We start from the raw sequence: 25,600 nt of genomic DNA on the forward strand, positions 1-25,600 counted from the left end.
ACACCGCCCCACCATCACCTCACCTGACCGCGACGCGTCCTAGATCTGCGTCACATCCAGCGAGCCCTCCGCGTACTGCCTCCGCAGCACCTTCTTGTCGAACTTGCCCACGCTCGTCTTCGGCACCGACTCGATGATCGTCCAGCGCTCGGGCAGCTGCCACTTGGCGATGTGACCCTCGTCGGCGAGGAAGGAACGCAGGGCGGCGAAGTCGGTGGTGGACCCCTCCTTCAACACGACCGTGGCGAGGGGACGCTCGCCCCACTTGTCGTCCGGTACGGCGACGACGGCGGCCTCGGCAACGTCCGGGTGAGCCATGAGGGCGTTCTCCAGCTCGACGGAGGAGATCCACTCGCCGCCGGACTTGATGACGTCCTTGGCGCGGTCGGTGAGGGTGAGGAAGCCGTCGGGGCTGATCGTGCCGACGTCGCCCGTCTTCAGCCAGCCGTCCTCGCTGAACTTGTCGTCGGGGCGGACGGGTTCGGCGCCCGAACCGCCGTAGTAGGCGCCCGCGATCCAGGGGCCACGGACCTCCAGCTCACCGGCGGACTCGCCGTCCCAGGGGAGGCGTTCGCCGCCGGGGCCGGTGAGGCGGGCCTCGACGGAGGCGGGGAAGCGGCCCTGGGTGAGGCGGTAGGCGAGCTCCTCCTCCGAGTCGGGCTCGACATGGGCCGGCGGCCGGGCGATCGTGCCGAGCGGGGAGGTCTCCGTCATGCCCCAGGCGTGGCAGACGTGCATCCCCAGCTTGTCGAAGGCCTCCATGAGGGCGGGCGGGCAGGCCGAACCGCCGATGGTCACCTGGGTGAGCGAGGAGACCTCGCGCGGGCGGGCGGTCAGCTCCGCGAGCAGGCCCTGCCAAATGGTGGGGACGGCGGCGGCGTGCGTCGGCTTCTGCGTCTCGATCATCTCGGCGAGCGGGCCGGGCTGCAGAAACCGGTCCGGCATCAGCATGTTGACGCCGGTCATGAAGGTCGCGTGCGGCAGGCCCCAGGCGTTGACATGGAACTGCGGGACGACGACGAGCGAGAGGTCCGCGTCCGTCAGGCCCATGGACTGGGCCATGTTGACCTGCATGGAGTGCAGATAGATCGAGCGGTGGGAGTAGACGACGCCCTTGGGGTCGCCGGTGGTGCCGGAGGTGTAACACATGGCGGCGGCGGAGCGTTCGTCCAGCTCGGGCCAGTCGTACGTGGTCGGCTTCCCGGCGATCAGGTCCTCGTACTCGTGCACCTGGACGCTCGCTCCGGCGAGCAGCGACCGGTCGCCGGGTCCGGCGACGACGACGTGCTCCACCGGCTTGAGGTGCGGGAGGAGCGGCGCGAGGAGGGGCAATAGCGAGCCGTTCGCGATGATCACGCGGTCGGCGGCGTGGTTGACGATCCAGGCGAGCTGCTCGGGGGGCAGGCGCAGATTGAGGGTGTGGAGGACGGCCCCCATGGAGGGGATCGCGAAGTACGCCTCCACATGCTCCGAGTTGTTCCACATGAGAGTCGCGACGCGCTCGTCGCCGTCGACTCCGAGGTCCTCGCGCAGGGCGTGGGCCAGCTGCGCGGTGCGGGCGCCGATCTCGGCGTAGGAGCGGCGTTCGGGCTCACCCTCACCGGTCCAGGTGATCACCTGCGACGTCCCGTGGATGACCTGTCCATGGGTCAGGATCCTGGAGATCAACAGCGGTACGTCCTGCATGGTGCTCAGCACGGCGTCCTCCCGGGGCGGCTCTGCCTACGCGGTGGTAACGGATGTGCTGATTCTGCTCACATACCGCTCGGTATGTCACTAGAGGGCAAGATGATCGATCAGACGGAGTCACCCGGGCGAGCCCGAGCCCGCGCGTGCCGGAGCCACCTGACACACCAACGACCCGGCTAGCGCACGGGTTCCAGCTCGGGGTCCTCGCGCAGCTTGCCGAGCGCCCGGGACACCGCCGACTTCACCGTGCCGACCGAGACGCCGAGGACCTCGGCCGTCTGGACCTCGCTCAGATCCTCGTAGTACCTGAGGACGACCATGGCCCGCTGGCGCGCCGGCAGTTTCATGATCGCCCGCCACATCGCGTCGTGCAGCGCCTGCTGCTCGGCCGGGTCCGCGGCCTGGGCCCCCTCGGGCTCCGGCAGCTCTTCGCACGCGAACTCGTCCACCTTGCGCTTGCGCCACTGGGACGTCCGGGTGTTCAGCAGCGCCCGACGGACATAGCCGTCGAGTGCCCGGTGGTCCTCGATGCGCTCCCAGGCCACGTACGTCTTGGCCAGCGCGGTCTGCAGCAGGTCCTCGGCGTCGCACGGGTTCGCGGTGAGCGAGCGGGCGGCCCGCAGCAGCACCGGCTGGCGGGCCTTCACGTACGCCGAGAACGACGGGTACGACAGGTTCGTCAGGCTCGACAGGGCCGGCCGGGCCGAGGTCGATCGTGCCGAGGGCGACAGGGTCCGCGTCACTGGTGCAGCGGCCTTCGAAGCGCTGGTGCAGACGGGTGTGGTCATGGCTCCACGCTAGGAGCGGGCCCCGCCCGGCAAATCGGCCGCAGGTCCCGAAGGCGAATCCCCCTCAGGTTGTAGGAGTGGGGCACACCCGACCTACTGAAGGTGGATGAACAGCCCCGGGGTACTGAGGGTGTACCCCTGAGACCACCTGCCCAGGGTGTACGGCACCGGACCCGAGGAGGCCTGGAGCTCGCCCCGGGCGTCACCTGCGCACCGCTCACCCGTCCGTCCCCAGCACCAACCCCGAGGTCGGCACCCCCGTACCCGCGGTGACCAGCACCCGCTCGGCGCCGGCGACCTGGTTCACGGCGGTGCCCCGCAGCTGCCGTACCGCCTCCGCGATGCCGTTCATCCCGTGCAGATACGCCTCGCCGAGCTGCCCGCCGTGGGTGTTGAGCGGCAGCCGCTCCTCCGCGAGGAAGTCCGCCGCCTCCCCCGGCCCGCAGAACCCGAACTCCTCCAGCTGCATCAGCACGAACGGCGTGAAGTGGTCGTACAGGATGCCCACGTCGATGTCGTCGGGACCGAGCCCCGAGGTCCGCCGGAGCTGCCGGGCGACGACGCCCATCTCCGGCAGCCCGGTGAGGTCGCTGTCGTAGAAGCCGGTCATCTGCTGCTGCGCCCGGCCCGCGCCCTGGGCGGCCGCCACGACCACGGCGGGCGGCTTCGGCAGATCCCGCGCGCGCTCCACGGACGTCACGACGAGCGCCTGGCCGCCGTCCGTCTCCTGGCAGCAGTCCAGCAGCCGCAGCGGCTCGACGATCCAGCGCGAGGCCGCGTGCTCGTCGAGGGTGATGGGACGGCCGTGGAAGTACGCCGCCGGGTTCGTCGCCGCGTACTTCCGGTCCACCACGGCCACCTGCCCGAACGCCTCGGGGGTCAGCCCGTACGCGTACAGGTAGCGCTGTGCCGCCATCGCCACCCACGAGGCGGGCGTGAGCAGCCCGAACGGCAGCGTCCAGCCCAGCGCCATGCCCTCCGCCGAGGGTTCCCGATGCCGTACGCCCGACCCGAACCGCCGCCCCGAGCGCTCGTTGAACGCCCGGTAGCAGACCACCACCTCCGCCACGCCCGTCGCGACCGCGAGCGCCGCCTGCTGCACGGTCGCGCACGCGGCGCCGCCGCCGTAGTGGACACGGGAGAAGAAGGACAGCTCGCCGATACCGGCCGCCTGCGCGACCGTGATCTCCGGGCTCGTGTCCATCGTGAACGTCACCATCCCGTCCACGTCCGCCGGCGCCAGCCCCGCGTCGTCGAGCGCCGCCCGTACCGCCTCCACGGCCAGCCGCAGCTCGCTACGCCCCGAGTCCTTGGAGAAGTCGGTCGCGCCGATACCGACGATCGCGGCCCGCCCGCCGAGCCGGTCCTTGGTTCGCACGCTCATTCGGCACCCCCTGCCGGGAGGACGACATCCCCTGTCGGGAGGGCGGGGTCGCTTCCTGCCGGGAGGGCGGGGTCGCTTCCGGCCGGGGGCGGGAGGGTGTCGTCCGCTTCCGGGAGCGTGACCGTGACCGTGCCGGTGACGTGCCGGCCGATGCCGTTCTCGCCGACGACCTTGATCGTGGCCGTGCGACCGGCGGTCGTCTCGACCGTGCCGGTCAACACCATCGTGTCGCCCGGGTAGTTGGGCGCGCCCAGCCGGATCGCCACCTTGCGCAGGACGGCGGCCGGACCGAAATGATCGGTGACGTACCGTCCCACCAGCCCGTTCGTCGTCAGGATGTTCATGAAGACGTCCGGAGACCCGCGCCGCCGGGCCAGCTCCGGATCGTGGTGCACGTCCTGGTAGTCGCGCGAGGCGATGGCCCCCGCGACGACGAGCGTCCGGGTGATCTCGATCTCCAGCGGCGGAAGCGCCTGTCCGGCCTCGGCCCTCATACCGGCGCCACCTCCTCCTCCACGCGGAACACCGGCAACTCCAACTCCTCGTCACAGCGTGCGAATTCGAGCCGTACGGGCATCCCGATCCGCACCTTGTCGTACGGCACCCCGATCACGTTGCTGACCATCCGCACCCCTTCCGCCAGCTCGATCAGCCCGACGGCGTACGGCGGATCGAAGGCCGGGAAGGGCGGGTGATGCATGACGACGTACGAGTACACGACCCCCTCGCCGCAGGCCTCGACCGTGTCCCACTCGGGCGAACCGCACGCGTTGCAGCCCGGCAGCCAGGGGAGGCGGAGCGTGGCGCAGTCGGCGCAGCGCTGGATGAGGAGCCGGTGCCGCGCGACGCCCTCCCAGAAGCCGGCGTTGTCGCGATTGACGACGGGGCGGGGACGGCGGGGCCGCTCCTGCGGTTGGGGCCGGGGCTCTCGCTCCCTGGGCTCGTGCTCCCGGGACTCGTGCTCCCGGGACTCGTGATTCCCGGAGGCACCAGCCGGCGCGTACTTGAGTATCCGGAAGCGATGCGTGCCGACGAGTTCGTCGCCCTCCTCACCGGCCCGCACATCCATGCGCGTCGTCACGAAGTACCCCGTGCCGAGTCTGGTGGTCTTCCGCTCCGACACCGACTCGATGACCGAGTCGAACGTGATCTCGTCCCCGGGCCGCAGCGCCCGTAGGTACTCCTGCTCGCAGTCGGTGGCGACGACGGAGGTGTACCCGGCGCCGTCGAGCAGCGCGAGGAGTTCGCCGTACGCCGGCGCGCGGGTCTCGTGCCCGCTCAGCCCGCCCATCGTCCACACCTGGAGCATGGTGGGCGGCGCGATGGCCCCCGGTCCGGTGTACGCGGGGTTGGTGTCCCCCATGGCCTCGCACCAGTGCCGGATCATGGGCGAGTTGACGGGATCCTTGCCACGGCCGCCGTGGACGGCCGCGCGCCCCTCGTAGGCCTTGAGCCGTACGGACAGGTCCTCGACCATCGTGCCGCAGCCCCCTCCACGTTTCTGACTGTCCGTCAGATTGAAGGAGCGGTCGCCCCAACTGTCAAGGTCACGACGTCGCCGGAAACGCCTGTGCGGCGGTGCCGAAGCACCGCCACACAGGCGTGTTTCACCCCACGAACATGTCCCACACGTCCCGCACCCGAGGGTCGGGCCCTGAGGCCTCAGGGCCGGGGCGACCTCATCCGCCCACCCTCGGCCGCCCGGCCCGCCCTCGGCCCGCTCACCAGAGGTTGGTGAAGCTGACGACGGCGTTCTCCTGGTCGATCGCCGTGAGGCCGGAGCCGTTGACCTGGGCGGTGTTGTTCTGGTTCGAGGCGCCCGAGCCGTTCGCCTGCTGCTGCGAGGTCGACGAGTTGCCGCTGTTGTCGCGGCCGACACCGCTGCCGACGATGTTCGCCACGCCGGCGTTCGATCCGTTGTCCGCGATGGCGCCGTTGTCGGCCGACGCGACGCCGGTGAACAGGGCGGCGGCGAGCGGGAGCGCCGAGACGGCGGCGAGAACGCGGGCTGTACGGATGCTTGCCATGTGCACTTCCTCCAGGGGTCCTTCACGCAAGTACGGGTTGCCCCGGGGCAGTTGGCCGACCGCCTCGGTGCGGGTCTTCGACGTCGCGAATCCAGAGTTGCCCACCGAATCCCCGGCGAACCACCCCGGAAGCCCCTATTCCCCCTGAAGCGTGATGACAAGTCGATAAACCCCCATGGATCAAGGAACTCCCAGTTCAGGAGCGATGCGCCCATCGAGCGGCAGCAAGATCAAGTGACGCAAGGGGCGAAGCGTTCCGGCACTTTTCCAGCCACCCCGCGCACTGACCTCCGACGACCGAAAGCGCTCCTCGCACCCCCTTCCCTTTATCGAACACACGTACGAACATAGAAACATGGCCACCACAGACCGGCAGGCCGGCACCCTGGCTCTGGCCCACGCCCTCTCCGCCGCCGAACGCGGACTGGCGGTGATCCCGCTGTCCCGCGCGAAGCTCCCGGCCCTGCGCTCCCCCCACCGAGACGACCCGTCTCCCTCCCCCTCCCCCTGTCACGGCGAGTGCGGCCGCTTCGGCCACGGCGTCCACGACGCCTCCACCGACCCCCGCCGCATCCGCGAACTCTTCACCGCCGCCCCCTGGGCCACCGGCTATGGCATCGCCTGCGGCCTCCGCCCCCACCATCTGATCGGCATCGACCTCGACACGAAATCCGGCACGGACTCCTCGACGGCCCTGCGCGAGCTCGCGCTCCGCCACCTCTTCACGATCCCCGAGACGGTCGTCGTCGTGACCCCCAGCGGCGGCCGCCACCTCTGGCTCACCGGCCCGCCCGACGTCGTCGTCCCGAACTCGGCGAGCCGCCTCGCCCCCGGCATCGACATCCGCGGCGCCGGCGGCTACCTCGTCGGCCCCGGCTCCCGCACCGACCACGGCGTCTACAGCACGGCCCCCGGCACGGCCCACCTGCCGCCGGCCCCCTGCCCGCCAGCCCTGCTCCGCCTCCTGCTGCCACCGCCGCGCACGAGCCCCTCCCAGACATCCGGCGGCCGGGGCGACGGCCACGGTCTGGTCCACTTCGTCCTGACCGCCCAGGAGGGCCAGCGCAACACCCGCCTCTTCTGGGCGGCTTGCCGCGCGTACGAGAACGGCCTCGGCCCCGACCTCACGAACGCGCTGGTCGAGGCCGCCGTACACACGGGGCTCACGGAACGGGAGGCGAGGTCGACGATCGCTTCGGCGGCACGGATGTCGGGGCGACGGGCGTGAAGGCGTGCCCCAGCCGCGACGCGCGACCGGCCGGCACCCGCGATTCCGCGCGCCGGTCGCCGGTGGTCTGTCATCGGTCGCCGGTTGCCGGTTGCCAGTCGCCGGTCGCCGGTCGCCGGTGGTCTCTCATCGGTCGCCGGTCGCCGGTCGCCGGTCGCTCGAACATCATCACGGCGCGAGAGACGGCCGCGGCCGACGAGGGCGAGTAGGACTGACGGCCCCGTCAGCCGCGCCGCCACCACGGCACCATCACGCCACCACTACCGGGGCGGGTCCTCGCGGCCGGTGTCGGTCTGCCCCGTCTGCCCCGTCTGCCCTGTCTGCCCTGTCTGCCCTGTCTGCTCCGAGCCCATCTGCCGCCTGAGCCTCTCCTGCGCCGAGTCGACCTGACCGCTGTGCTTCCCCTGCGTCCGCCCGTCGACGAAGTCACCGGTCTTGTCGATGCCCTGCCCGGCCTGGTCCTCATGGCCCTTCAGCATGTGCTTGAGCTTGCCCATCACAGACATAGCGTCTCCTTCCGCCGTTTACACCGTCCCCACCAGAATCCGCGCCCCTCCCACAGACCGCATCTCGTAACCCCGCCCAACCGCCGACGAAGGGGCGCCCCGCAACCGGGACATCCCTGAAAGCGGCAAGTGCCCTACCGCTCGGATCGCGTGCCCCACTCGTGCGCCAGGCCGGGGAATCACGGGAACGTCAGGGCTGTCGGCGAGCAGCCGTCAACACAACGGCCCCTGACCGTCTTACCTGGTCAGGGACCGTTCACCTGGCGGTGGGTGTGGGATTTGAACCCACGGTGACTCGCGCCACGACGGTTTTCAAGACCGTTCCCTTAGGCCGCTCGGGCAACCCACCTACGCCCCGGCCCACCTGGGGCGGAGCGGCTACAGACTACCGGCTGCGGTCATGATCATGGGATGGCGGTCCGCGACAGGTGCACGGCGGCGCGGTGACCGGCTACAACTGTGGTGGGGGGAGGGGCCCATGAAGCCGGAGACCGTGATTTCTGTGTCGGCGACCGTGATCGCACTCGCTTCGCTCTGGGTGAGTTTCACGGAATCGCGAAGCATCCGGTCGCACAATCGTCAGTCGGTGAGACCGCTCCTGCAGATCCGGCGGGTGCTGACCTTCGAAGGATCGAGGACGGGGATCCAGCTCGTCAACGCCGGTCTCGGTCCGGCCATAGTCACCAGCAGCGTGGTGCGGGTGGACGGCGAGGTGTTGGGGGAGTGGGACCTGAAGACATACCGGCGGCTCACACAGGGGCACTCGGTCCGCCCGAAGGTGTCGACGCTGCAGCCAGGTGTTCCCGTGCTCTCCGGCCAAGTCGTGCACCTGCTGTTCTTCGACGACTTCGACCGCGCCGAGCACGCGTGGTTCTGGACGCTCGTCAGTGAGCGTCTGATGGTGGAGATCTACTACGAGTCGATGTACGGCGGCGAGAACTTCAGGGCCGTGCTGATCCCACCGTGGGAGCCCCCGACCTGACGCCGACCTGACGCCAACGTGACGCCGACCTGATGCCGACCTGATGGCGACGTCCCCGTCCCCCGAGGCGGATGGCCGAGGGGTACGGGGACGACGGGACGACGGTGAGCGGGGTCAGCTGTCGCCCTGGCGTTCGCCGAGGGTGACGTCCGCCGTGCGGGTCTTGCCGTCGCGGGTGTAGGTGAGGGTGACCTTGTCGCCGGGGAGGTGGGTCCAGATCTCGCCGATGAGGGTGGGGCCGCTGTCGATGACGTGGTCGTCGAGCTTGGTGATGACGTCACCGGGCTTGAGGCCGGCCTTGTCGGCGGGGCCGCCGGAGGTGATGGAGCCCGCGCCGCCCTCGCCCGACTCCGTGATCTTCGCTCCGCCGGTGCCCTCCTCCAGGGAGACCGAGGCGCCGATCACCGGGTACACCGGCTTGCCCGTCCTGATCAGCTGCTGGGCCACGTTCTTGGCCTGGTTGATCGGGATGGCGAAGCCGAGGCCGATGGAGCCCGCCTGGCCGGAGCCGAAGCTGCCGTTGCTGGCGGACTGGATCGCCGAGTTGATGCCGATGACGTTGCCCCGCGCGTCGAGGAGCGGGCCGCCGGAGTTGCCCGGGTTGATCGACGCGTCGGTCTGCAGGGCGCTCATGTAGGAGGCCTTGCTGCCGGAGGAGCCGTCGCTGGAGGCCACCGGGCGGTTCTTGGCGCTGATGATGCCCGTGGTGACCGTGTTGGAGAGGCCGAAGGGCGCGCCGATCGCGATCGTCGAGTCGCCCACCGCGACCTTGTCGGAGTCGCCGAGCGTCAGCGGCTGCAGGTTCGACGGGGCGTTCTCCAGCTTGATGACCGCCACGTCGTAGCCCTGCGCGTGGCCGACGACCTCGGCGTTGTACTTCTTGCCGTTCGGGAAGGTGGCCGTCACCTTGCCGCCGTCGACGGCTTCCGCCACCACGTGGTTGTTGGTGACGATGTGGCCTTCCTTGTCGAACACGAAGCCGGTGCCCGTGCCGCCCTCGCCTTCGCTGCTGGACGCCTCGATGGTGACCGTGCTCGGCAGCGCCGAGGAGGCCACGGCGGCGACCGTGCCGGCCGCGCGCTTGACGTCACCGCCGTTCTGCGAGGCCGAAACGGTCGTGGAGCCGGTGGAGTTGTCGTTGCGGTCGGCCAGTGTGTAGCCGATGCCGCCGCCGACCCCGCCCGCGATGAGCGCCGCCACGAGGATCGCGGCGATCAGACCGCCCCGCTTGTTGCCCGCCGGCTTGGGGGCCGGCTGCTGCGTCTGCTGCCACGAGGAGCCCCAGCCGCCGTCACCGGGGCCTCCGGGACCGCCGGCGCCGCCGGCTCCTCCGGCCGCGCCCGCGTTCCCGTACGCGCCGCCGCTGTCCGCGTACGCGCCGCCGCCGTTGTCCGCGTACGACGGAACGGCCGGTGGCGCCGGAGGCGGCCAGGCGGAGTCGGGCGCGGAGGACCCGGCCCCGCCGGGTGCCTGTCCGTAGCCTCCGGGGGCCTGGCCCATGCCGTAACCCTGACCCTGGCCCGCGGCCGCCGCGTAACCGGGCGCCCCTGCGGACACCAGCTGCGGCTGGTGGGGAGTCGGCTGGTGGGGTGTCGGCTGCTGTGCCGTCGGTTGCTCCGCCTGCGGCGCCTGCGGCTGTACCGCCGTCGCACCCGGCTCCGGGGCCGTCGGCGGGACCGGCGGGAGCTGCGTCGTCGGCTCGTTGTCGGCGGTGGCTCCGGCCGGGGCCGCCGGGGCGGTGGTCTCCGCCGGTGCCGCGCTCGGCTCGTGCGCCGGGGCCGGCGCGGAGGCAGCGGGAGTTTCCACCGGCACGGGAGGTGCGGACGGGGCCGGGGGTACCGCGGTGCCCTCGTTCTCGGTGCTCACAGCTTTTCTCCTCGATCCACGGCTTCACCTTGTCGGCGGTCGACTGTTCTTGGTCGCACATCCGGCTGTGCGTGAGTTTTGTATGGGGTCAGCTTTTCCCACGAGCCGTCAGGGCACCATAAGCGGTGACTGTGCGTCCGGGGCCATCCTTTATATAGGATCTATAGGACTAATGGCGCGTACTGTGCGTATGAACCCGGCCCTCCACGACCACCGCCCCACGCGTACCCCTCCACGGTGGCACCATGACGCGGTGACCCACGCACGACAGCTCCCGATTCAGGTCGTCGCCCACCGGGGGGCCTCCGAGGCAGCCCCCGAGCACACCCTGGCCGCGTACAAGAAGGCGATCGAGGACGGCGCGGACGCCCTCGAATGCGATGTCCGGCTGACGGCGGACGGCCACCTCGTCTGTGTCCACGACCGACGCGTCAACCGAACCTCGAACGGCCGGGGCGCGGTCTCCGCCCTGGAGCTCGCCGACCTGGCCGCACTGGACTTCGGTTCCTGGCACAGCGGCGACGAGGCCCCCGACTGGGAGGTCGCCCCCGAGGACCGGGCGGACACCTCCGTCCTCACCCTTGAACGTCTGCTCGAACTCGTGGCCGACGCCGGGCGCCGGGTGGAACTGGCCATCGAGACCAAGCACCCCACCCGCTGGGCGGGCCAGGTCGAGGAGCGGCTGCTGGTCCTGCTGAAGCGGTTCGGCCTGGACGCCCCGGAGTCGGCCGCCGAGTCACCGGTACGGATCATGAGCTTCTCGGCGCGCTCGCTGCACCGCGTCCGGGCCGCGTCCCCGACGCTGCCGTCGGTCTATCTGATGCAGTTCGTCTCGCCCCGGCTGCGCGACGGACGGCTGCCGTCCGGTGTCCGGATCGCGGGCCCCTCGATCCGGATCGTGCGCAACCACCCCGCGTACATCGAGCGCCTGAAGAGCGCGGGCCACCAGGTGCACGTGTGGACGGTGAACGAGCCCGAGGACGTCGACCTCTGCGTCGAGCTGGGCGTCGACGCCATCATCACCAACCGCCCACGCGAGGTTCTCCACCGACTCGGCCGCTGACCACACCCCGGAGACCGCCGGGCACCCTCGCACCCCGGTGTCTCCGACACCATCGAGCGCACGGCCTCCGACACCTTCGAGGGCACGGTCTCCGACACCTTCGAACACACCGATTCCCACAGCTTCCAACACTTCGCCCCGGGCAGCTCCGAACACGCCTCTGTTCACACCTGCGACCACCTCGCCGACCCCCGTCACCGCCGCCGCGCGCTTCTTGACGGAGGTAAGAATTCCGCCAAGGCGGCCAAACCACGCCCGGGGACAAGTCGGCATATCGGGGACGAAATTCAGCCAGGCGACTACGGGGTGTACACCGGCGCGTTCGATCCGTATTCGACCGTGGTGAGTGCGTCAGAGCACATGTGTTGGCCGGTTTCCAGTCCAGTCCAATGGGGCATTCACACCGTGGCGTGGGGCGAAGGAGGTCTCGGGGGTGGCGTTGGTGGTGGCACAGGAGGTGCCCACGTCGTCGAGCATGGCCGTACCCCATGGCCCTGCGGGCGTGGGAGAAGCAAGGCATCGGATGCGCAATCAGTTGCGCGATGGTGGTGTGGCGGAATCGGTCATCGACGACGCCCTACTGATCCTTTCCGAACTACTCAGCAATGCCTGCAAACACGGCAGGCCACTCGGCGAGGCGCTGGCCGGTGACGGCGACGTCCGCTGCTCCTGGCGGATGGACCCCTCGGGGCGGCTCACGGTCGAGGTGACGGACGGCGGTGGTCCGACCCGCCCGGTTCCGTCCACGCCCTCGGTCACCGCACACGGCGGCCGCGGGCTGAACATCGTGACGGCACTGGCCGACGACTGGGGCGTGCGCGACGACGCCCGCGGCGAGGTCACGGTGTGGGTCGTCGTCCAGGACGACGTCTACCGCGCCCACCGCCGGGACGACTTCGCCAGCCGCGTCGTCGCCCCCTCGGTCTCCGGCATCCCCGATCTGGACTTCGCGGACGCCTTCGAGGACATGGACTGACGGGCCGGCCCGGGCCAGGCGTGCGCAACCTGGCCCGAACCGCCGGTTCCGGGACGACTCGGTGCGTTGTCCACAGGGTCCCGTCGGGCGTCGTACGAGCGGCTAGGCTCGCGCGAGTACGAGACGAGCCGTGATCGGGAGACACCCACGATGGCCAAGAAGCGACCCCACACGAAGGCCAAGCGCCCGCAGGGCACCGGCGGAGTCGGTGCCGCAGGCGCCGATGGGCAGGTTCCGGTTGTCGGCGCGCGCGAGCAATGCCCCTGCGGCAGCGGCCGCCGCTACAAGGCCTGTCACGGCCGGGCCGCCGCCCATGCGGTGACCGAGCTGGTGCAGCGCCCCTTCGAGGGGCTGCCGGGCGAGGGCGACTGGATCGCGCTGCGCGAGCTGGTGCCCGCCGCCACCGTCGAGCTGAAGCTGAAGGACGCGCTCCCCGAGGGCGTCCCGTCGGTGACGCTCGCCACCGTCCTGCCCATGGCGTGGCCCGCGCTGCGCCGCGACGACGGCTCGGTGCTGCTCGGCCTGCAGAACGACACGGCGTCCGGCGACATCAGCCGCGACCTCGCCGACACCCTCCAGCGCGCCCTCGCCGCCGAGCCGGGCACTCCGGTTCAGGGCCGGCGCGCCCCGGCCGACGGTCCACGTCTGCAGGACCTGCTCGACCCCGAAGGTGAGTTCGAGCCAGTCGTGCACTCGGGCTTCGAGTTCTGGGTCCCGGACTCGGAGAACGCGACCCCGGAGGTGACCGCCTCCCTGGAGCGCGCCAACTCCGCGGCGATCCCGACGGTGAAGCTCGCGGGCGTCGACGCGGCGTACTGGTGCGAGACCCCGGAGAAGAACCACCTGCGGTGGGTCATGCCGCACGCCGAGGAGCGGCTTCTGGACGCCCTCGCGCGGCTGCACGCGGCGGGGCGCTCCAGCCTCGGCGAGGGCACCCGCCTGGTCGGCTCCTTCCGTGCTCACGGCCTCACCGTGCCGGTCTGGGACCTCCCCAGCGGGGTCGGCGCGGACGACGTCGAGAAGCCGGCGGCCGAGTTCGCCGAGCGGCTCGCCACCGCCCTGGCCGACGAGTCTCCGCTCACCCCGGACGAGCGCCGGGCGCGCGGCGGCCTCACCAACCGACAGGTCACGCTCAGCTGACGTACATTTCCGGGCCGGTCGGACACCCGGCTGACCGAGTGCGTTCGAAGTGTGGTGACTCCTGTCACAACTCCCCTACGTGACAGGCGAATTCGTGTCCGAATAGCCGAGATCGAATTTGCGAAGCGCCGATCTCTTGTTACGGTTCCATTAGCCCGGTTGCTGGTGCATCCCCCGTCGCCAGCAACCGGGTCTTTTCATGCCCGGGATCGGAGCGGCTCCGCTGTACGGAACCCGCGATCGGCGTCAACGCCCTTACGAGCGGCCCGAGTTGCTCCCTGAGCGCAGCAACAGCGGCCCATCGCCGTCCGGTGCCGCGAACTCCGCGACGGCCGTGTACGCCCCCGTAGCGCCCCGCGTACGCTCCCTCGGCGTCTCGCACGCCCCCGGCTCGTCGTGTGCGCTCACGGCGCAGTGCATCCGTACGGTGTGCCCGCCGGGCGCCATCATGCTGAGGACCGAACTCAGCTCCCGCCCGGTGGCGTTGCGGTAGTACGTGCGGGCCCAGGTCCGCTCGCCCTGGGTGAGGACACACGTCTGCGCCTCGATGCCGTCGGGGGAGGTGAGCTCGGGGCCGCAGCGGGCGGCGGTGGCGAGTCCGAGGCCGAGCAGGGGGCGCGAGGAGAGCGCGGCATCGTCCGCCGCGTCGGCGCCGCCCGCCGGATCTCCGTCCGCCTCGCCCGCTCCGCCCGCCTTCGGATCGACGCGCCTGGACGAACCCTCGGCGTCCTCACCGGCGCCGTGCGCCGGCCCCACGGCCCCGCTTCCGAGTCCGGCGGCTTCACCGACGCGGTCGGCGGCACGGTCGAGTTCGGAGGGGAGGGTGCGCTCGGACCGGGAGGCGCGCTCGGACGTCCGTACGTCACCGAGCGGGCCCGCGGAGGCGGCGAGGGGCAGGCCGAGCGCGACCGCGACCGCCGTGGTCAGTCCCGCGAGGCGGAGCCGGCGTGGGTCCGGCCCGCCGCGCGCCGACTCGGGTGCTCTACGGCTCCGGGGCGGGAGAGCGCTGTGGCGGCCGCGCGGCGGGGCCCCGCGGCCCCCGGGAAGACGCTGCATGTGCGGAAGATAACGACCGACCGGGAGCACCAGGCCCCCCGCGCGCCGGGCGGGCTCAGAAGTCGGGCGCGCTCACACCCGTACGAGTGAGGGCGTCGACGACCGCGTCCACGACCGCCTCGACACCGGGCACCCAGGGGGCGGCCGAACCGGGCAGCGGCGCCCGCTCCCAACGGATCAGGCCGTGGCCCGTCTCCGAGGGGGGCAGGGCGAGATAGCCGCCCTCGCCGTGGAAGCGGAGGGAGCCGGGGACGAAGTCCTTGGCGTAGAGCAGCTCGCCCAGCTGTTCCATGGAGTACGGCGCGACGAGGATCGCCCAGCGGTGCGGGGCCGCGACCACGGGGCCGAGGCGCATACCGGTGCGGTCGAGCGCGGCGAGGGCACGGGAGGCGGCCAGGGCCGGCAGGCTCACCGCGCAGGGGGCGCTGCCCCCGGTGGCCAGCACGATCGGTGCCGTCGGCCGGTTGGTCCACCACCAGCGGACCATGCGCTCGTCGGTGGTGGCGGCCAGCAGGCCGGGGTCGAAGGGGTGAGCGCCGGGCACCACGCACTCCGGGTCCGGGCAGCCGCAGCGAGCACGCCCCTGCGGGTCCGGCGCCACCCCCGGGAGTACGGGCCACTGCCATTCCGTGGCGAACGTCAGGGCCTGCTCAAGAAGCTCGGGCCTCCCGCCGTTGCGCTTGGACAGGAGCCTGCGTCGCTTTCCGGGGATCTCGCGCATGAGCGCTCGTCCTTTCCGTTGCACGCATGGCAACACCGTGGGTCACATCACAACATGTGTCGTTCACTGCACTGTGCGTACCTGCTGGCGCATCACACCCCTGTCGCGGACAAGGGGAACCCCTGCGGGCCGAGCTCGGTTACGTCCGCGTCCCTCGCTTGCGTCGACTTGCGTCTGTCAAAAGCATGGGCATGGCGTAGGGGTGGCGGCGCCTGGCGTTTTACTGTCCCGCATGTGCTCGCCGCCTCCGCCACGGGAGGATGGGGCTCGGTCGTCGGTGGATAGGACGCCCGGGTCCGTCGCCAGGTTCCGGGTGGCCTCCGCCGCCCCTGGTCTTCACCGAGTACGTACCCATCACGACCGCTGTGACGCTCTGTTGAACAAGGCCAGTCGACCTCAATACACCGTTCACCACAACACTTTTTAGCCAACTTTGCTTTTTCCAAAGGACTGTACAAGAAGCCGACAGTCGTCCAACACCGCCTCACGGACACCAGATATCCCAGCAGGACAATGCTGGACATCTCCTCACGAGTGCGTGTACATGTGGAGACACTGCTAGCGGCGCAGAATGACATGGGGGTTTGCGATGCTTTTGAGCAATACGCACCGGTCGGAAAGCCGGACACCATGAACGCCCCTCACCCTCCGAAAGTGGCTGGAATCGATTCAACGGTTCCCTCCCCCGCACACACTGTCGCGCCCGCGCCCGCCGCCCCGGGCACCCCATCGGCCACTCCCGCCACCGGGCCGGGCACCGCTCCCGGGGCCGTTCTCCAGGACAGACTCGCGGGCTGGGTCTCGGACCTCACGACGCTGCACGAGCTCACCGAGCGTCTGACCCGCACGGACTCACTCGAGAGCGCGCTGCAGGAAACCCTGCACGCCGGAGCCGCCCTGGTCGGCGCCCGCCGCGGTCTCGTCGTCCTGGAACCGGGTGACGGACTCGGCCCGGACACCACCATCGGCCTCGGCCTCGGCCGCGCCGACCTCGGGCACATCGAAACCGTGCCGCGCAGTTCCCTGCCGTACGGCCGCATCCTCGACGGACTGCCCGGCGGGGACGGCGAGATCGCCCAGCCCGACCTGTTCGCCGAGGACGGGCTCGACCCCCGCCACCGCGAGGTCGCCGCCCGGCTCGGATACGCGGCGAGCTACGCGCTCCCCCTGTCCGCCGAGGGGGCCGGCCGGCTCGGTGCCGCCGTCTGGCTGTACGACGAACCCGCGGAGCCGGTCGAGCGGCAGCGGCACCTCGTCGGGCTGTACACGCGGTACGCCGCCGAGCACCTGGCGCGGCTCGTCGAGGTCGAGCGCACGCGCGCGTGCATGGCGACCATCGCCGAGGAACTGCTCCCCTCCCGGCTGCCCCGCGTCGCCGGCGTCCAGCTCGCCGCCCGGCACCGCACCGGGCCGCGCGGCGGCGGCGACTGGTACGACGCGCTGCCGCTGCCGGACGCCGCGCTCGGCCTCGCGGTCGGCTCGGTCACCGGGTCGGGGCCCAGCGCGGTCGCCGCGATGGGCCGGCTGCGGGCCTCCCTGCGGGCGTACGCCGTGATGGAGGGCGAGGACCCGGTCGCCGTCCTCTCCGACCTCGAACTGCTCCTCCGGCTCACCGAGCCCGCCCGCTCCGCCACCGCGCTCTTCGCCTACATCGAGCCCGCACTGCGCAAGATCACGCTGGCCGGGGCCGGACACAGTCCGCCCCTGGTGATCGGCGAGCGCCGCACCGAGTACGTGGAGACGTCCCTGTCGGCCCCCCTCGGCATGCTCGCCTGCTGGGAGGCGCCCAGCGTCGAGCTGACCGCCGAGCCAGGAGAAACCGTCCTGCTCTACACCGACGGCCTCCTCCAGCGCACCGGCGAAACCGTCGACCGCTCCTTCGCCCGCCTCCACGCGGCCGCCGCGGGCGTTCCCCGCGGCCTGCGCACCGACCCCGGCGCCCTCGCCGACCACATCCTGCGCACCGTCCTCCCGGACGGCCTCGACGAGGCCGACGGCACGGAGGACGTGGTGCTGCTGGCGGCGCGGTTCGATTAGGGACGGTGGCGGGGCGCCGTCGGGCGGGGCGCCGCGTGCCGCCTAGCCCGGCCTCGTGTGTCGGTGAGCCCGGCGCTGTGTATCGCCGACGGCCGTGTGTCGCCGACGGCCGTGTGTCGGGCGGGCCGGCGTCGATGGATCTGCGCCTGGCCGGCCACCTGCCGGGCGGGCGGGCGCGGTCGCTTCGTGCCCGGGGTGCGGGGTGCGGGGTTGCGGTCACCGCGCGCGGAGGTGTCGCGCCCTCGCGGCTGCTTCCCGTGAGGGCTTGGTGACCCGTCGTGAGAGGTGCCTCGGCCTCCTGGGCCGCCTTCGGTACGACCGTACGATGGACGGGGTCCAGTGCCGTACCTAGGAGGATGACCGTGGCGGACGAGCTCGAGCCGGCGATCCCGGAGACCGAGGCGACCGAAGCCGAGGAGCCGATCAAGCAGCGCAAGAACGGACTGTACCCGGGCGTGTCCGACGAGCTGGCCGAGAACATGAAGTCCGGTTGGGCCGACACCGAGCTGCACGGCCTGGAGCCGATCGCCCAGGTCGCCGAGACGGCCGCCCGCCGCGCCGCGCTCTCCGCGCGCTTCCCGGGCGACCGCCTGGTGATCCCCTCGGGCAACCTGAAGACCCGCTCGAACGACACCGAGTACCCCTTCCGGGCGTCGGTCGAGTACGCGTACCTCACCGGTAACCAGACGGAGGACGGCGTACTGGTCCTGGAGCCGGTGGGCGAGGGCCACGAGGCGACGATCTACCTGCTGCCGCGCTCCGACCGGGAGAACGGCGAGTTCTGGCTGTCGGGACAGGGCGAGCTGTGGGTCGGGCGGCGGCACTCGCTGACCGAGTCGGCGGAGCTGTACGGCATCCCCGCCGCCGACGTGCGCGAGCTCGCCGACAAGCTGCGCGAGGCCACCGGCCCGGTGCGGGTCCTCCGCGGGTACGACGCCGGTATCGAGGCGGCGCTCACCGACAAGGTCACCGCCGAGCGCGACGAGGAACTGCGGGTCTTCCTGTCCGAGGCGCGGCTGGTCAAGGACGGGTTCGAGATCGGCGAGCTGCAGAAGGCCGTCGACTCGACCGTGCGCGGCTTCGAGGACGTCGTACGTGTGCTGGACAAGGCCGAGGCCACGTCGGAGCGCTACATCGAGGGAACGTTCTTCCTGCGCGCCCGGGTCGAGGGCAACGATGTCGGATACGGCTCCATCTGCGCCGCCGGTCCGCACGCCACCACGCTGCACTGGGTCCGCAACGACGGCCCGGTCCGCTCCGGCGACCTGCTCCTGCTGGACGCGGGCGTCGAGACGCACACGTACTACACGGCCGACGTCACCCGCACCCTGCCGATCAACGGCACCTTCAGCGAGATCCAGAAGAAGATCTACGACGCCGTGTACGACGCCCAGGAGGCCGGTATCGCCGCCGTGCGGCCCGGCGGCAAGTACCGCGACTTCCACGACGCCGCGCAGCACGTGCTGGCCGAACGGCTGGTCGCGTGGGGGCTCGTCGAGGGTCCGGTCGAGCGGGTCCTGGAGCTGGGCCTCCAGCGTCGCTGGACCCTCCACGGCACGGGCCACATGCTCGGCATGGACGTCCACGACTGCGCCGCCGCGCGCGTCGAGTCGTACGTCGACGGGACGCTGGAGCCGGGGATGGTGCTGACGGTCGAGCCCGGTCTGTACTTCCAGGCGGACGACCTCACCGTGCCCGAGGAGTACCGGGGCATCGGTGTCCGCATCGAGGACGACATCCTGGTGACGGACGACGGCCACCGCAACATGTCCGCCGGACTGCCGCGCCGCTCCGACGAGGTCGAGGCGTGGATGGCGTCGCTGAAGAGCTGACGACAGGTTGATGGCCGGGTACCCGCGGGGTGCCCGGCCGTTGTCGTGCCCGGCCGTTGTCGTGTGCGGGCGTTGTCGTGTGCGGGCGTTGTCGTGTGCGGGCGAGTGGGGGCTGGTCGCGCAGTTCCCCGCGCTCCTTAACAGCGTGGGTCGCGCCCGGCGCTTTCAGGGGCGCGGGGAACTGCGCGAGCAGCCATGCGCAACCCGCACCCGAACAACCCACCCGGGGGTCGAAGGGGCGCATCCCCTGGGGAGGGGAATGGGTAGGGGCGGCGGGGGCGGAACCCCTATGCGGGCACCCGCGCGGTGAGCGGCAGGGCGTCCACGAACAGGGCCCCGGCAAGCAGCGAGCCACTCCCGCGGGGGCTCCATCCCCTGCCCTGGAGGTCCGTGTCGAGCGCGGTCAGAGCCTCACGACCCGCATCGGTCGTCGTACCCCCCACCTCGATGACGGCCCGGGCGCCGGCCTGCACATGCCGCAGCCCGTGGGGCCCGGCGGTATAGAGCAACTCGGTGTCCTGGAGCGTCGACATGACCGTGAGGAGCGCGTCGAGGCGGGCGTCCGGCTCGGGTGTGCCGGCGGTGCGGGCCTTGCTCAGGACGTCCAACGCCCGCCGGACATGGGGGAAGCCCGCGCGGGCCTCACCCCGGGCGCCGGCCGCCCCGTACTTGGCGGAGACCGACGACCCCCGGGAGGGCCGCCTGGGCGCCCGCCGATCGGGATGCGCGGCTATCTTCTTCGCGGTGGCGGCGAGTTCAAGCCCGCGCGCGCCGGGTTCCATGGCCGCCGCGGCGACCAGGAGGCCGAGCACCCACGTGGCGCCGCGATGGCCGCCACCGGCGAGTTGCACGGAGTGTTCGGTGCAGCGCCCGATCGCACCGAGTTCGGCGCGGAGTTCGGGGGTGGGCGCACCGTTGCGGCGGGCGCAGGCCGCCATCGCCGTGAGGCCGGGCATCAGCGCCTTGGCCGACCAGCGCAGGGCGCGGTGGTCCTGCCGGGTGACCCGGGCGCCGAGATCGCGCGGGTCGGGCAGGCCGGGCTTGGGCGCCAGTTCCAACTGCCTGGTCAGCGCGGCCACCGCGGCCCGCGCGAGCGTCTCGTCCTCGCGGCTGCTCATGGGCGTACCCTACGAGGCCGACTCGGAGGCCGTGGCGCTGTCGGTCGGAGCGTCCGCCGGGGGCTCGCCCGACGGGGGCGTGCCGCCTTCGCCGCCACCGCCGCCGGCGCCGGTGTTCTCGGCGTCGGGGTCGATGCCGAGGGTGAGGAAGCCCTTGTAGCCCCGGGCCGGGTCGGCCTTCTTCACGGCCTTGAGGGTGAGCAGACCGCTGGAGGCGCCGCCGCCGTCGTAGACCATGTCGTCGTCGAGGGTGGTGTAGCTGCCACTGTGCCGGGAGTACGGCTCCAGCGTGAAGACCTCCTGGGCGATGTCGTCGTCGAAGAAGAACTGGCCGGTGTAGTTGACCTTGCCGCCCTCGTAGGTGCCGTCCTCCTTCTCACCGCCGGTGTGCACCTTCACGTGGATGTGGCAGGTGCGCGGGGTGTACCAACCGGGGAAGACGGTCTCGAACTTGACGACCCCGTTCGCGTTCGCGATCTGGTAGCCGCGGAGATAGGTGGCGTCGTCGGCGGTCGAGCCGTCCTCGCTCTCGGCGGGCGCCGAACCGCCGGGATTCGCGGTGGTGTAGCCGGAGTAGTAGCCCCAGGCGTCGCAGTGCCAGATCTCCACGGCCGCGCCGGGAACCGGGGTGCAGCCGTCGGTGGCGTCCACCACCGTGAGCCGCAGCGTCAGCGGCACACCGCTCTTGCCTTCGGTGATGTCCTTCCGGACCAGGGCGCCATCCAGATAGTAGGGGCCCTCGGTGACGCTCGTCATCAGCGTCATGCACGCGTCGGCGGTACTCGTCGCAGACGCCGCGGCCGTCGCCTCGGTGCTGCTCGCCGCCTCGTCCGCGAACGCCGACTGGTACCCCGCGACCGCCAGACCACCGGCGGCGACCGTCCCTCCGGTCACCGCGAGGGCGCGACGCCGGGTGATCGTTTTGCTTTTGTGGATTCCCGTCATGGCAGCGAATTTAGGGACGCAGTCCGTCAGGGGGCTGGGGCGTGGCTGTGAGGGGGCTGAGAGTGCGGAGAGCGCCGAGAAGCCTGAAGCCGCCCGGTTTCGCGGCCGCTCCGGCCCAACCGCCGTGCTCGCGGCGGGCGATGAGACGGTTCTCACGTTTGCCGCCCCGAATACGGACGAGGCTTGTGTTGCCGTTCGAAGCACTCCTCGGCTTCGGCTATGTTCTGGTCGCGACCAGCAGCTGACCGAATATTCGGCGCCGTTCGCCTGGTCGGCCGCTAACTTCTTCTGCGGTCGGTGCTCAAGTGAGAAATTCCTGTCGGCATCTGTTTCATCGAGCCGCAAGACTCCGCAACCCCGTCAGTTTCCACGCACAGATTGATGAGGTCTCCATGAACGCATCGCTCGACGCCACGGCCGAAGAGTCAGGGACTACGGCCGCCGTCGGTCCGGAGCGGGTGTCTTTGGTGCAGTTGGCGGCGCGGAGCGGCGGCGCGCTGTCGCCCGCTCTGACCCGTGCCGTGTCGAACGGAGTCGAACAGAGGGGGCCGGGAAGGGTCGCGGTAGCGGCTTTCCAGTCTTCCGTCTGACACCCCGACCCCCGCGACTCCCCGACATCCACATGACCGTCATGGGCCGACCGCTCCTGCCGCTACGCCAGTTCGTGCTGAAGATGCACAGTCGCTGCGATCTCGCCTGCGACCACTGCTACGTGTACGAACACGCGGACCAGAGCTGGCGCGGCCGGCCCCTGATGGCGTCGGACGAGGTCCTGCGCGCCACGGCGGAACGCATCGCCGACCACGCGAAGATCCATGAGATCGCCACCGTCCACGTGGTCCTGCACGGCGGCGAACCCCTCCTCGCGGGCCGGACCCGGCTGCGCAGGGCCGCCACGGAACTGACGGCCGCCCTCGGCGGCGTGTGCGAGCTGGACCTGCGGATCCACACCAACGCCGTCACGCTCGACGAGCGGTTCCTCGACCTGTTCGACGAGTTCGACATCAAGGTCGGCGTCTCGCTGGACGGCGACAGGGCAGCGAACGACCTGCACCGCCGCTACGCCGACGGACGCAGCAGCCACGACCGGGTCCTCAAGGCCGTCGCCCTGCTCAACCGGCCCCGCTACCGCCACCTCTTCGCGGGCATCCTGTGCACCGTCGACCTGCGCAACGACCCGGTCGCCGTCCACGACGCGCTCGCCGAACTCGCCCCACCCCGCGTCGACTTCCTCCTCCCGCACGCCACCTGGGACGAGCCGCCCCCGCGCCCGTCCGACGACCTCGACGGGACGGCCTACGCGCGCTGGCTGCTGGCCGTCCACGACCGCTGGACCGCGACCGGCCGCTCCATGGACGTCCGCGTCTTCGACTCGGTCCTGCGGACCCTGCGCGGCGGGAGCAGCCTGACCGAGTCGCTGGGGCTGTCCCCGGCCGACCTCGCCGTGATCGAGACCGACGGGACCTTCGAACAGGCGGATTCCCTGAAGACCGCGCACGACGGAGCGCCCGCCACCGGCCTGGACGTGTTCACCCACTCCCTGGACGAGGTCGCCGCGCATCCGGGCATCGTGGCCCGGCAGCAGGGCCTCGACGGGCTGGCCGAGCAGTGTCGCGCCTGCCCGGTGGTGCGCTCCTGCGGCGGCGGCCTCTACGCCCACCGCTATCGGTCCGACGGCAGCGGATTCCTGAACCCGTCGGTGTACTGCTCCGACCTGCTGTCCCTGATCACCGACCTCCGGGACCGTCACATGACCGACCAGTCCGCGCGGCCGGTGCTGGCCGACCACCACCTGGCCGACCTGGCCACCGGTCGCGGCACGAGCGCCACCGTGGACCTGCTGTCCCGCCACCAACTCGCCCTGGCCCGCGAACTGCTGGCCCTGGTACGGCACGAGGCGACGCGGACCCCGCCGACCGACGACGCCGAGAACGCCATAGACGCCATGAACGCCGAGAACACCGAGAACTCCAAAGCCGCCGAGGACGCCGAGGACGCCTGGAACACCCTGTCCGCCCTCGACAGCGAGGCACCCGAGGCCGTGGACCGAGTCCTGGCCCACCCCTACGTACGATCCTGGGCCCTCGGTTCCCTCAACTCCCTCGGCTCCCTCGGGGCCCGTCCGTCGGTAGGACCGCCCGGAGGCGCCGCGCCGGCCACGCGCGGGATCGCGGAGATCGCCGCCGCCGCCGCCGCGCTGCGCGCCGGGCGCCGGGCGGCGGTCGTCGTCCCGGTCCACGACGGGCTGTTGCGGCTGCCCACGCTCGGGGCGCTGACGGTGGAAGCGGGCGTCGAGCGGGCCGTGGTGCGCACGGACACCGACGGCTTCACCGTCCAGGCGGGCGACCGGACGTACACGATGGCCCGGAACGGCCCCGCCGACCCGGCCTGGCGGGGGAGTCGGCGGTTCGAACTGGACGGCTGGACCGTGGCCCTGGAGGACACCGACCCCTGGCGGGACGGCCACGGCCATCCGGCGCACCCCCGGCTCACCGAGGACGAGGCCGAGGCGTGGCGGGCGGACCTGACCGCGGCCTGGTCCTGGATCCGCCGCGAACTGCCCCAATACGCGCCGGGCATCGCGGCCGGCCTCCGCGTGATCACCCCGCTCCTTCCCTCCCCCGAGGGTGCCGACATCAGCTCGGCGGCCCGCGACGCCTTCGGCGCGGTGGCCATCGCCCGCCCTGCCGCACCGGAGACGCTGGCGCTGCTCCTCGTCCATGAGTTCCAGCACGTGAAGCTGGGCGCCGTACTGGACCTGGCCGACCTGCACGACCCCGCCTGCGCAACGCTGTTCTACGCCCCCTGGCGCCCCGACCCGCGCCCGCTGGAGGGGTTGCTGCAGGGGACGTACGCGCATCTTGCGGTGGTGGACTTCTGGCTCGCCCGGTGGCGCAGCGGAGGCGGGCGGGAGGCCGAGGTGCAGTTCTCCCGGTGGCGCGACCAGACGGCGGAGGCCATGGGGACCTTGGTGGGGTCGAAGGCGCTGACGGTGACCGGGGAGCGGTTCGTCGCGGGGCTCCGGGAGGCGCTGGCGGGGGACGAGGTGAGCGCGGACGCCCTGCGGGCCGCCCGGCGGGTGGCGGAAGAACACCGGCGGGGCGTTCGGCCGTAGGAGAGTGACGTGCCCGGCGCGTCCCGCTTGCCTGTTCGAGAGCTGTGTCGCGGCGGCCGGGGCCGGAAGATTGAGCCCGTTCGTCATACTCCACGTGCCCCTGCCCCGTTCCTACACCGAGGAAAGTCACCGGCATCGGGGGGGCATGGGTGCGACACGGAGAAGTCCGAGGAACCGAGCCGCCGAGGGAGGTGTCCGCCGGGAGGGAGTGTCCGGGGGGAGTGTCCGGGGGGAAGTGACCGAGGGGGAGGGCGGGGCGTCTACACCGCCACCAGCGGTGCGTCCTCGCGCCATTTGAGGATCTTGTCGAAGCTGACGATCGCGCCGCCGCGGCCCGGTTTGTTGCCGATGTGGACGTGGTCGGCGAGTTCCCGGATGAGACAGAGGCCGCGGCCGCTCTCGGCGTCGGTGTGGGCCGGGCGGACCGGGTGGCGGTGCGGGAAGCCGGGGCCGGAGTCGGCGACCTCGATACGGCACTTCTCGCCGTCGAGATAGGCGGTGACCCGGTAGGCCTCGGTGGTGGCGCCGGCCGGGACCGCACCGCCGTGCTCGACCGCGTTGGCACAGGCCTCGCTGAGGGCGATGGAGAGGTCGTAGGAGACGTCCGGGTCGACGCCCGCCGTCTCCATCGTGCCGATCAGCAGTCGCCGGGCGAGCGGCACGCTCGCAGCCTCACGCCGCAAATGGAGTGACCACCAGATGCTCATGCTCCAGCCTCCTGGCCGCGGCTCGACATACCGTTACGTATTGCCGCCGAGGGCCGTGCGCAATCGCCCGGAGGCCGTCTCTCCGCCCATACGGCGGATGCGTCCACCCCACAATCGGTGTATGCGGACCGAACCCTTCCGAATCACCCACCACTTTTGACACCCCACCCCCACGTGTACGACCACGGCCGACCTCGGGATTCAGGGGGCCAGGGCGGTCACGCGACCTTCAAAGGAACGGGGCGGTCCCGCGACCTTCAAAGGAACGAGGAGGTCCCGCGGCCTTCAATGGAACGGGGCGGAGAACGGGCACGGGGAGCGCGGGGCGGGGAACGGGAGCGGGGAGCGCAGCGCGTCTTTCAGGGGGGCGGGCCACGGCACGCTTCAGGACCGCGGGCCACCGCACGTCTTTCAGGGGCG

The 25,600-nt window shown here is 71.5% G+C and carries 22 protein-coding genes and 1 tRNA gene; 9 read left to right on the top strand and 14 right to left on the bottom strand.

Translation table 11 applies throughout. The annotated features are described in order from the left end of the window. Window positions 1–39 precede the first annotated feature (39 nt). The 6 genes from OG202_RS24185 to OG202_RS24210 all read right to left on the bottom strand — a co-directional run bounded on the left by OG202_RS24185 (window position 40) and on the right by OG202_RS24210 (window position 5,888). Entirely contained in the window at window positions 40–1,698 is a 1,659-nt protein-coding gene (locus tag OG202_RS24185) for a long-chain fatty acid--CoA ligase (protein ID WP_327728851.1), read from the bottom strand. A gap of 167 nt (window positions 1,699–1,865) precedes the next feature. Beyond that, window positions 1,866–2,477, bottom strand: a complete 612-nt coding sequence (locus tag OG202_RS24190) for a SigE family RNA polymerase sigma factor (RefSeq protein ID WP_328223587.1) — start codon at window positions 2,475–2,477, stop codon at window positions 1,866–1,868. Window positions 2,478–2,694: 217 nt separating this feature from the next. Beyond that, complete coding sequence (locus OG202_RS24195) at window positions 2,695–3,861, bottom strand: lipid-transfer protein (protein WP_327728849.1); 1,167 nt, start codon at window positions 3,859–3,861, stop codon at window positions 2,695–2,697. Beyond that, on the bottom strand, window positions 3,858–4,355 hold the full coding sequence (locus OG202_RS24200; RefSeq protein WP_327728848.1) for a MaoC family dehydratase: 498 nt from the start codon (window positions 4,353–4,355) through the stop codon (window positions 3,858–3,860). The genes OG202_RS24195 and OG202_RS24200 overlap by 4 nt, the downstream gene beginning before the upstream one ends. Then, window positions 4,352–5,338, bottom strand: a complete 987-nt coding sequence (locus OG202_RS24205; RefSeq protein ID WP_327728847.1) for a bifunctional MaoC family dehydratase N-terminal/OB-fold nucleic acid binding domain-containing protein — start codon at window positions 5,336–5,338, stop codon at window positions 4,352–4,354. The genes OG202_RS24200 and OG202_RS24205 overlap by 4 nt, the downstream gene beginning before the upstream one ends. Window positions 5,339–5,582: 244 nt before the next feature. Continuing rightward, window positions 5,583–5,888 (bottom strand): hypothetical protein, encoded by a 306-nt coding sequence (locus OG202_RS24210; RefSeq protein WP_326581015.1) that lies wholly within the window; start codon window positions 5,886–5,888, stop codon window positions 5,583–5,585. 355 nt (window positions 5,889–6,243) lie between these two features. On the opposite strand from OG202_RS24210, the gene OG202_RS24215 reads away from it, so the two are divergent. Next, window positions 6,244–7,116 (top strand): bifunctional DNA primase/polymerase, encoded by an 873-nt coding sequence (locus tag OG202_RS24215; protein WP_327728846.1) that lies wholly within the window; start codon window positions 6,244–6,246, stop codon window positions 7,114–7,116. Between the two features lie 260 nt (window positions 7,117–7,376). Here the strand turns inward: OG202_RS24215 and OG202_RS24220 are convergent, their stop codons facing one another. Further along, window positions 7,377–7,622, bottom strand: a complete 246-nt coding sequence (locus tag OG202_RS24220; RefSeq protein ID WP_328223588.1) for an antitoxin — start codon at window positions 7,620–7,622, stop codon at window positions 7,377–7,379. 261 nt (window positions 7,623–7,883) lie between these two features. Then, window positions 7,884–7,971, bottom strand: a tRNA-Ser gene (locus tag OG202_RS24225). A gap of 237 nt (window positions 7,972–8,208) precedes the next feature. Between OG202_RS24225 and OG202_RS24230 the strand changes: the two genes are divergently transcribed. Beyond that, a complete protein-coding gene (locus OG202_RS24230; protein WP_327728844.1) occupies window positions 8,209–8,604 on the top strand; it encodes a hypothetical protein in 396 nt (131 codons plus the stop codon). Between the two features lie 114 nt (window positions 8,605–8,718). Here OG202_RS24230 and OG202_RS24235 read toward each other — a convergent pair whose 3' ends face one another. Next, window positions 8,719–10,470, bottom strand: coding sequence for a S1C family serine protease (locus OG202_RS24235; RefSeq protein WP_328223589.1), 1,752 nt, complete (start codon window positions 10,468–10,470; stop codon window positions 8,719–8,721). Window positions 10,471–10,723: 253 nt separating this feature from the next. Between OG202_RS24235 and OG202_RS24240 the strand changes: the two genes are divergently transcribed. The 3 genes from OG202_RS24240 (at window position 10,724) to OG202_RS24250 (ending at window position 13,649) form a co-directional block, all read left to right on the top strand. After that, window positions 10,724–11,533, top strand: a complete 810-nt coding sequence (locus OG202_RS24240; RefSeq protein WP_327728842.1) for a glycerophosphodiester phosphodiesterase — start codon at window positions 10,724–10,726, stop codon at window positions 11,531–11,533. A gap of 433 nt (window positions 11,534–11,966) precedes the next feature. Next, complete coding sequence (locus OG202_RS24245) at window positions 11,967–12,509, top strand: ATP-binding protein (RefSeq protein ID WP_405894850.1); 543 nt, start codon at window positions 11,967–11,969, stop codon at window positions 12,507–12,509. 150 nt (window positions 12,510–12,659) lie between these two features. Continuing rightward, on the top strand, window positions 12,660–13,649 hold the full coding sequence (locus tag OG202_RS24250) for a DUF5926 family protein (protein ID WP_326580974.1): 990 nt from the start codon (window positions 12,660–12,662) through the stop codon (window positions 13,647–13,649). 255 nt (window positions 13,650–13,904) lie between these two features. Here the strand turns inward: OG202_RS24250 and OG202_RS24255 are convergent, their stop codons facing one another. Together OG202_RS24255 and OG202_RS24260 are read right to left on the bottom strand one after the other, a co-directional pair. Further along, complete coding sequence (locus OG202_RS24255) at window positions 13,905–14,705, bottom strand: hypothetical protein (RefSeq protein ID WP_327728841.1); 801 nt, start codon at window positions 14,703–14,705, stop codon at window positions 13,905–13,907. A 55-nt stretch (window positions 14,706–14,760) separates the two neighbouring features. Next, window positions 14,761–15,426: a bifunctional DNA primase/polymerase gene (locus OG202_RS24260; RefSeq protein WP_327728840.1), complete on the bottom strand. Its 666-nt coding sequence runs from the start codon at window positions 15,424–15,426 to the stop codon at window positions 14,761–14,763. Window positions 15,427–15,939: 513 nt separating this feature from the next. Here OG202_RS24260 and OG202_RS24265 point away from each other — a divergent pair. Next, complete coding sequence (locus OG202_RS24265; protein ID WP_327728839.1) at window positions 15,940–17,463, top strand: PP2C family protein-serine/threonine phosphatase; 1,524 nt, start codon at window positions 15,940–15,942, stop codon at window positions 17,461–17,463. A gap of 356 nt (window positions 17,464–17,819) precedes the next feature. After that, the gene (locus OG202_RS24270) at window positions 17,820–19,295 is read left to right on the top strand and encodes an aminopeptidase P family protein (protein WP_405894851.1); all 1,476 of its coding nucleotides are present in this window, start codon (window positions 17,820–17,822) and stop codon (window positions 19,293–19,295) included. A gap of 287 nt (window positions 19,296–19,582) precedes the next feature. Here OG202_RS24270 and OG202_RS24275 read toward each other — a convergent pair whose 3' ends face one another. Next, a complete protein-coding gene (locus OG202_RS24275) occupies window positions 19,583–20,413 on the bottom strand; it encodes a triphosphoribosyl-dephospho-CoA synthase (RefSeq protein WP_328223590.1) in 831 nt (276 codons plus the stop codon). A 9-nt stretch (window positions 20,414–20,422) separates the two neighbouring features. Next, window positions 20,423–21,358, bottom strand: a complete 936-nt coding sequence (locus OG202_RS24280; protein WP_327728837.1) for an intradiol ring-cleavage dioxygenase — start codon at window positions 21,356–21,358, stop codon at window positions 20,423–20,425. A gap of 392 nt (window positions 21,359–21,750) precedes the next feature. Here OG202_RS24280 and fxsA point away from each other — a divergent pair, with 392 nt between their 5' ends. Both fxsA and OG202_RS24290 read left to right on the top strand, forming a co-directional pair. Continuing rightward, on the top strand, window positions 21,751–21,948 hold the full coding sequence (gene fxsA / locus OG202_RS24285; RefSeq protein ID WP_326580962.1) for an FxSxx-COOH cyclophane-containing RiPP peptide: 198 nt from the start codon (window positions 21,751–21,753) through the stop codon (window positions 21,946–21,948). A 32-nt stretch (window positions 21,949–21,980) separates the two neighbouring features. Then, the gene (locus OG202_RS24290; protein WP_328223591.1) at window positions 21,981–24,473 is read left to right on the top strand and encodes an FxsB family cyclophane-forming radical SAM/SPASM peptide maturase; all 2,493 of its coding nucleotides are present in this window, start codon (window positions 21,981–21,983) and stop codon (window positions 24,471–24,473) included. Window positions 24,474–24,733: 260 nt separating this feature from the next. Here OG202_RS24290 and OG202_RS24295 read toward each other — a convergent pair whose 3' ends face one another. Continuing rightward, complete coding sequence (locus OG202_RS24295; protein ID WP_327728835.1) at window positions 24,734–25,180, bottom strand: ATP-binding protein; 447 nt, start codon at window positions 25,178–25,180, stop codon at window positions 24,734–24,736. Window positions 25,181–25,600 lie beyond the last annotated feature (420 nt).

Source organism: Streptomyces sp. NBC_00310 (genome assembly GCF_036208085.1).
Taxonomy (GTDB): domain Bacteria; phylum Actinomycetota; class Actinomycetes; order Streptomycetales; family Streptomycetaceae; genus Streptomyces.

What these genes read in the sequence shown, in the direction of transcription:
- OG202_RS24190 (WP_328223587.1), bottom strand. Translation starts at nt 2,477, where the DNA reads ATGACCACACCCGTCTGCACCAGCGCTTCGAAGGCCGCTGCACCAGTG.
- OG202_RS24195 (WP_327728849.1), bottom strand. Translation starts at nt 3,861, where the DNA reads ATGAGCGTGCGAACCAAGGACCGGCTCGGCGGGCGGGCCGCGATCGTC.
- OG202_RS24200 (WP_327728848.1), bottom strand. Translation starts at nt 4,355, where the DNA reads ATGAGGGCCGAGGCCGGACAGGCGCTTCCGCCGCTGGAGATCGAGATC.
- OG202_RS24205 (WP_327728847.1), bottom strand. Translation starts at nt 5,338, where the DNA reads ATGGTCGAGGACCTGTCCGTACGGCTCAAGGCCTACGAGGGGCGCGCG.
- OG202_RS24210 (WP_326581015.1), bottom strand. Translation starts at nt 5,888, where the DNA reads ATGGCAAGCATCCGTACAGCCCGCGTTCTCGCCGCCGTCTCGGCGCTC.
- OG202_RS24215 (WP_327728846.1), top strand. Translation starts at nt 6,244, where the DNA reads ATGGCCACCACAGACCGGCAGGCCGGCACCCTGGCTCTGGCCCACGCC.
- OG202_RS24220 (WP_328223588.1), bottom strand. Translation starts at nt 7,622, where the DNA reads ATGTCTGTGATGGGCAAGCTCAAGCACATGCTGAAGGGCCATGAGGAC.
- OG202_RS24250 (WP_326580974.1), top strand. Translation starts at nt 12,660, where the DNA reads ATGGCCAAGAAGCGACCCCACACGAAGGCCAAGCGCCCGCAGGGCACC.
- OG202_RS24255 (WP_327728841.1), bottom strand. Translation starts at nt 14,705, where the DNA reads ATGCAGCGTCTTCCCGGGGGCCGCGGGGCCCCGCCGCGCGGCCGCCAC.
- OG202_RS24260 (WP_327728840.1), bottom strand. Translation starts at nt 15,426, where the DNA reads ATGCGCGAGATCCCCGGAAAGCGACGCAGGCTCCTGTCCAAGCGCAAC.
- OG202_RS24265 (WP_327728839.1), top strand. Translation starts at nt 15,940, where the DNA reads ATGCTGGACATCTCCTCACGAGTGCGTGTACATGTGGAGACACTGCTA.
- OG202_RS24270 (WP_405894851.1), top strand. Translation starts at nt 17,820, where the DNA reads ATGACCGTGGCGGACGAGCTCGAGCCGGCGATCCCGGAGACCGAGGCG.
- OG202_RS24275 (WP_328223590.1), bottom strand. Translation starts at nt 20,413, where the DNA reads ATGAGCAGCCGCGAGGACGAGACGCTCGCGCGGGCCGCGGTGGCCGCG.
- OG202_RS24280 (WP_327728837.1), bottom strand. Translation starts at nt 21,358, where the DNA reads ATGACGGGAATCCACAAAAGCAAAACGATCACCCGGCGTCGCGCCCTC.
- fxsA (WP_326580962.1), top strand. Translation starts at nt 21,751, where the DNA reads ATGAACGCATCGCTCGACGCCACGGCCGAAGAGTCAGGGACTACGGCC.
- OG202_RS24290 (WP_328223591.1), top strand. Translation starts at nt 21,981, where the DNA reads ATGACCGTCATGGGCCGACCGCTCCTGCCGCTACGCCAGTTCGTGCTG.
- OG202_RS24295 (WP_327728835.1), bottom strand. Translation starts at nt 25,180, where the DNA reads ATGAGCATCTGGTGGTCACTCCATTTGCGGCGTGAGGCTGCGAGCGTG.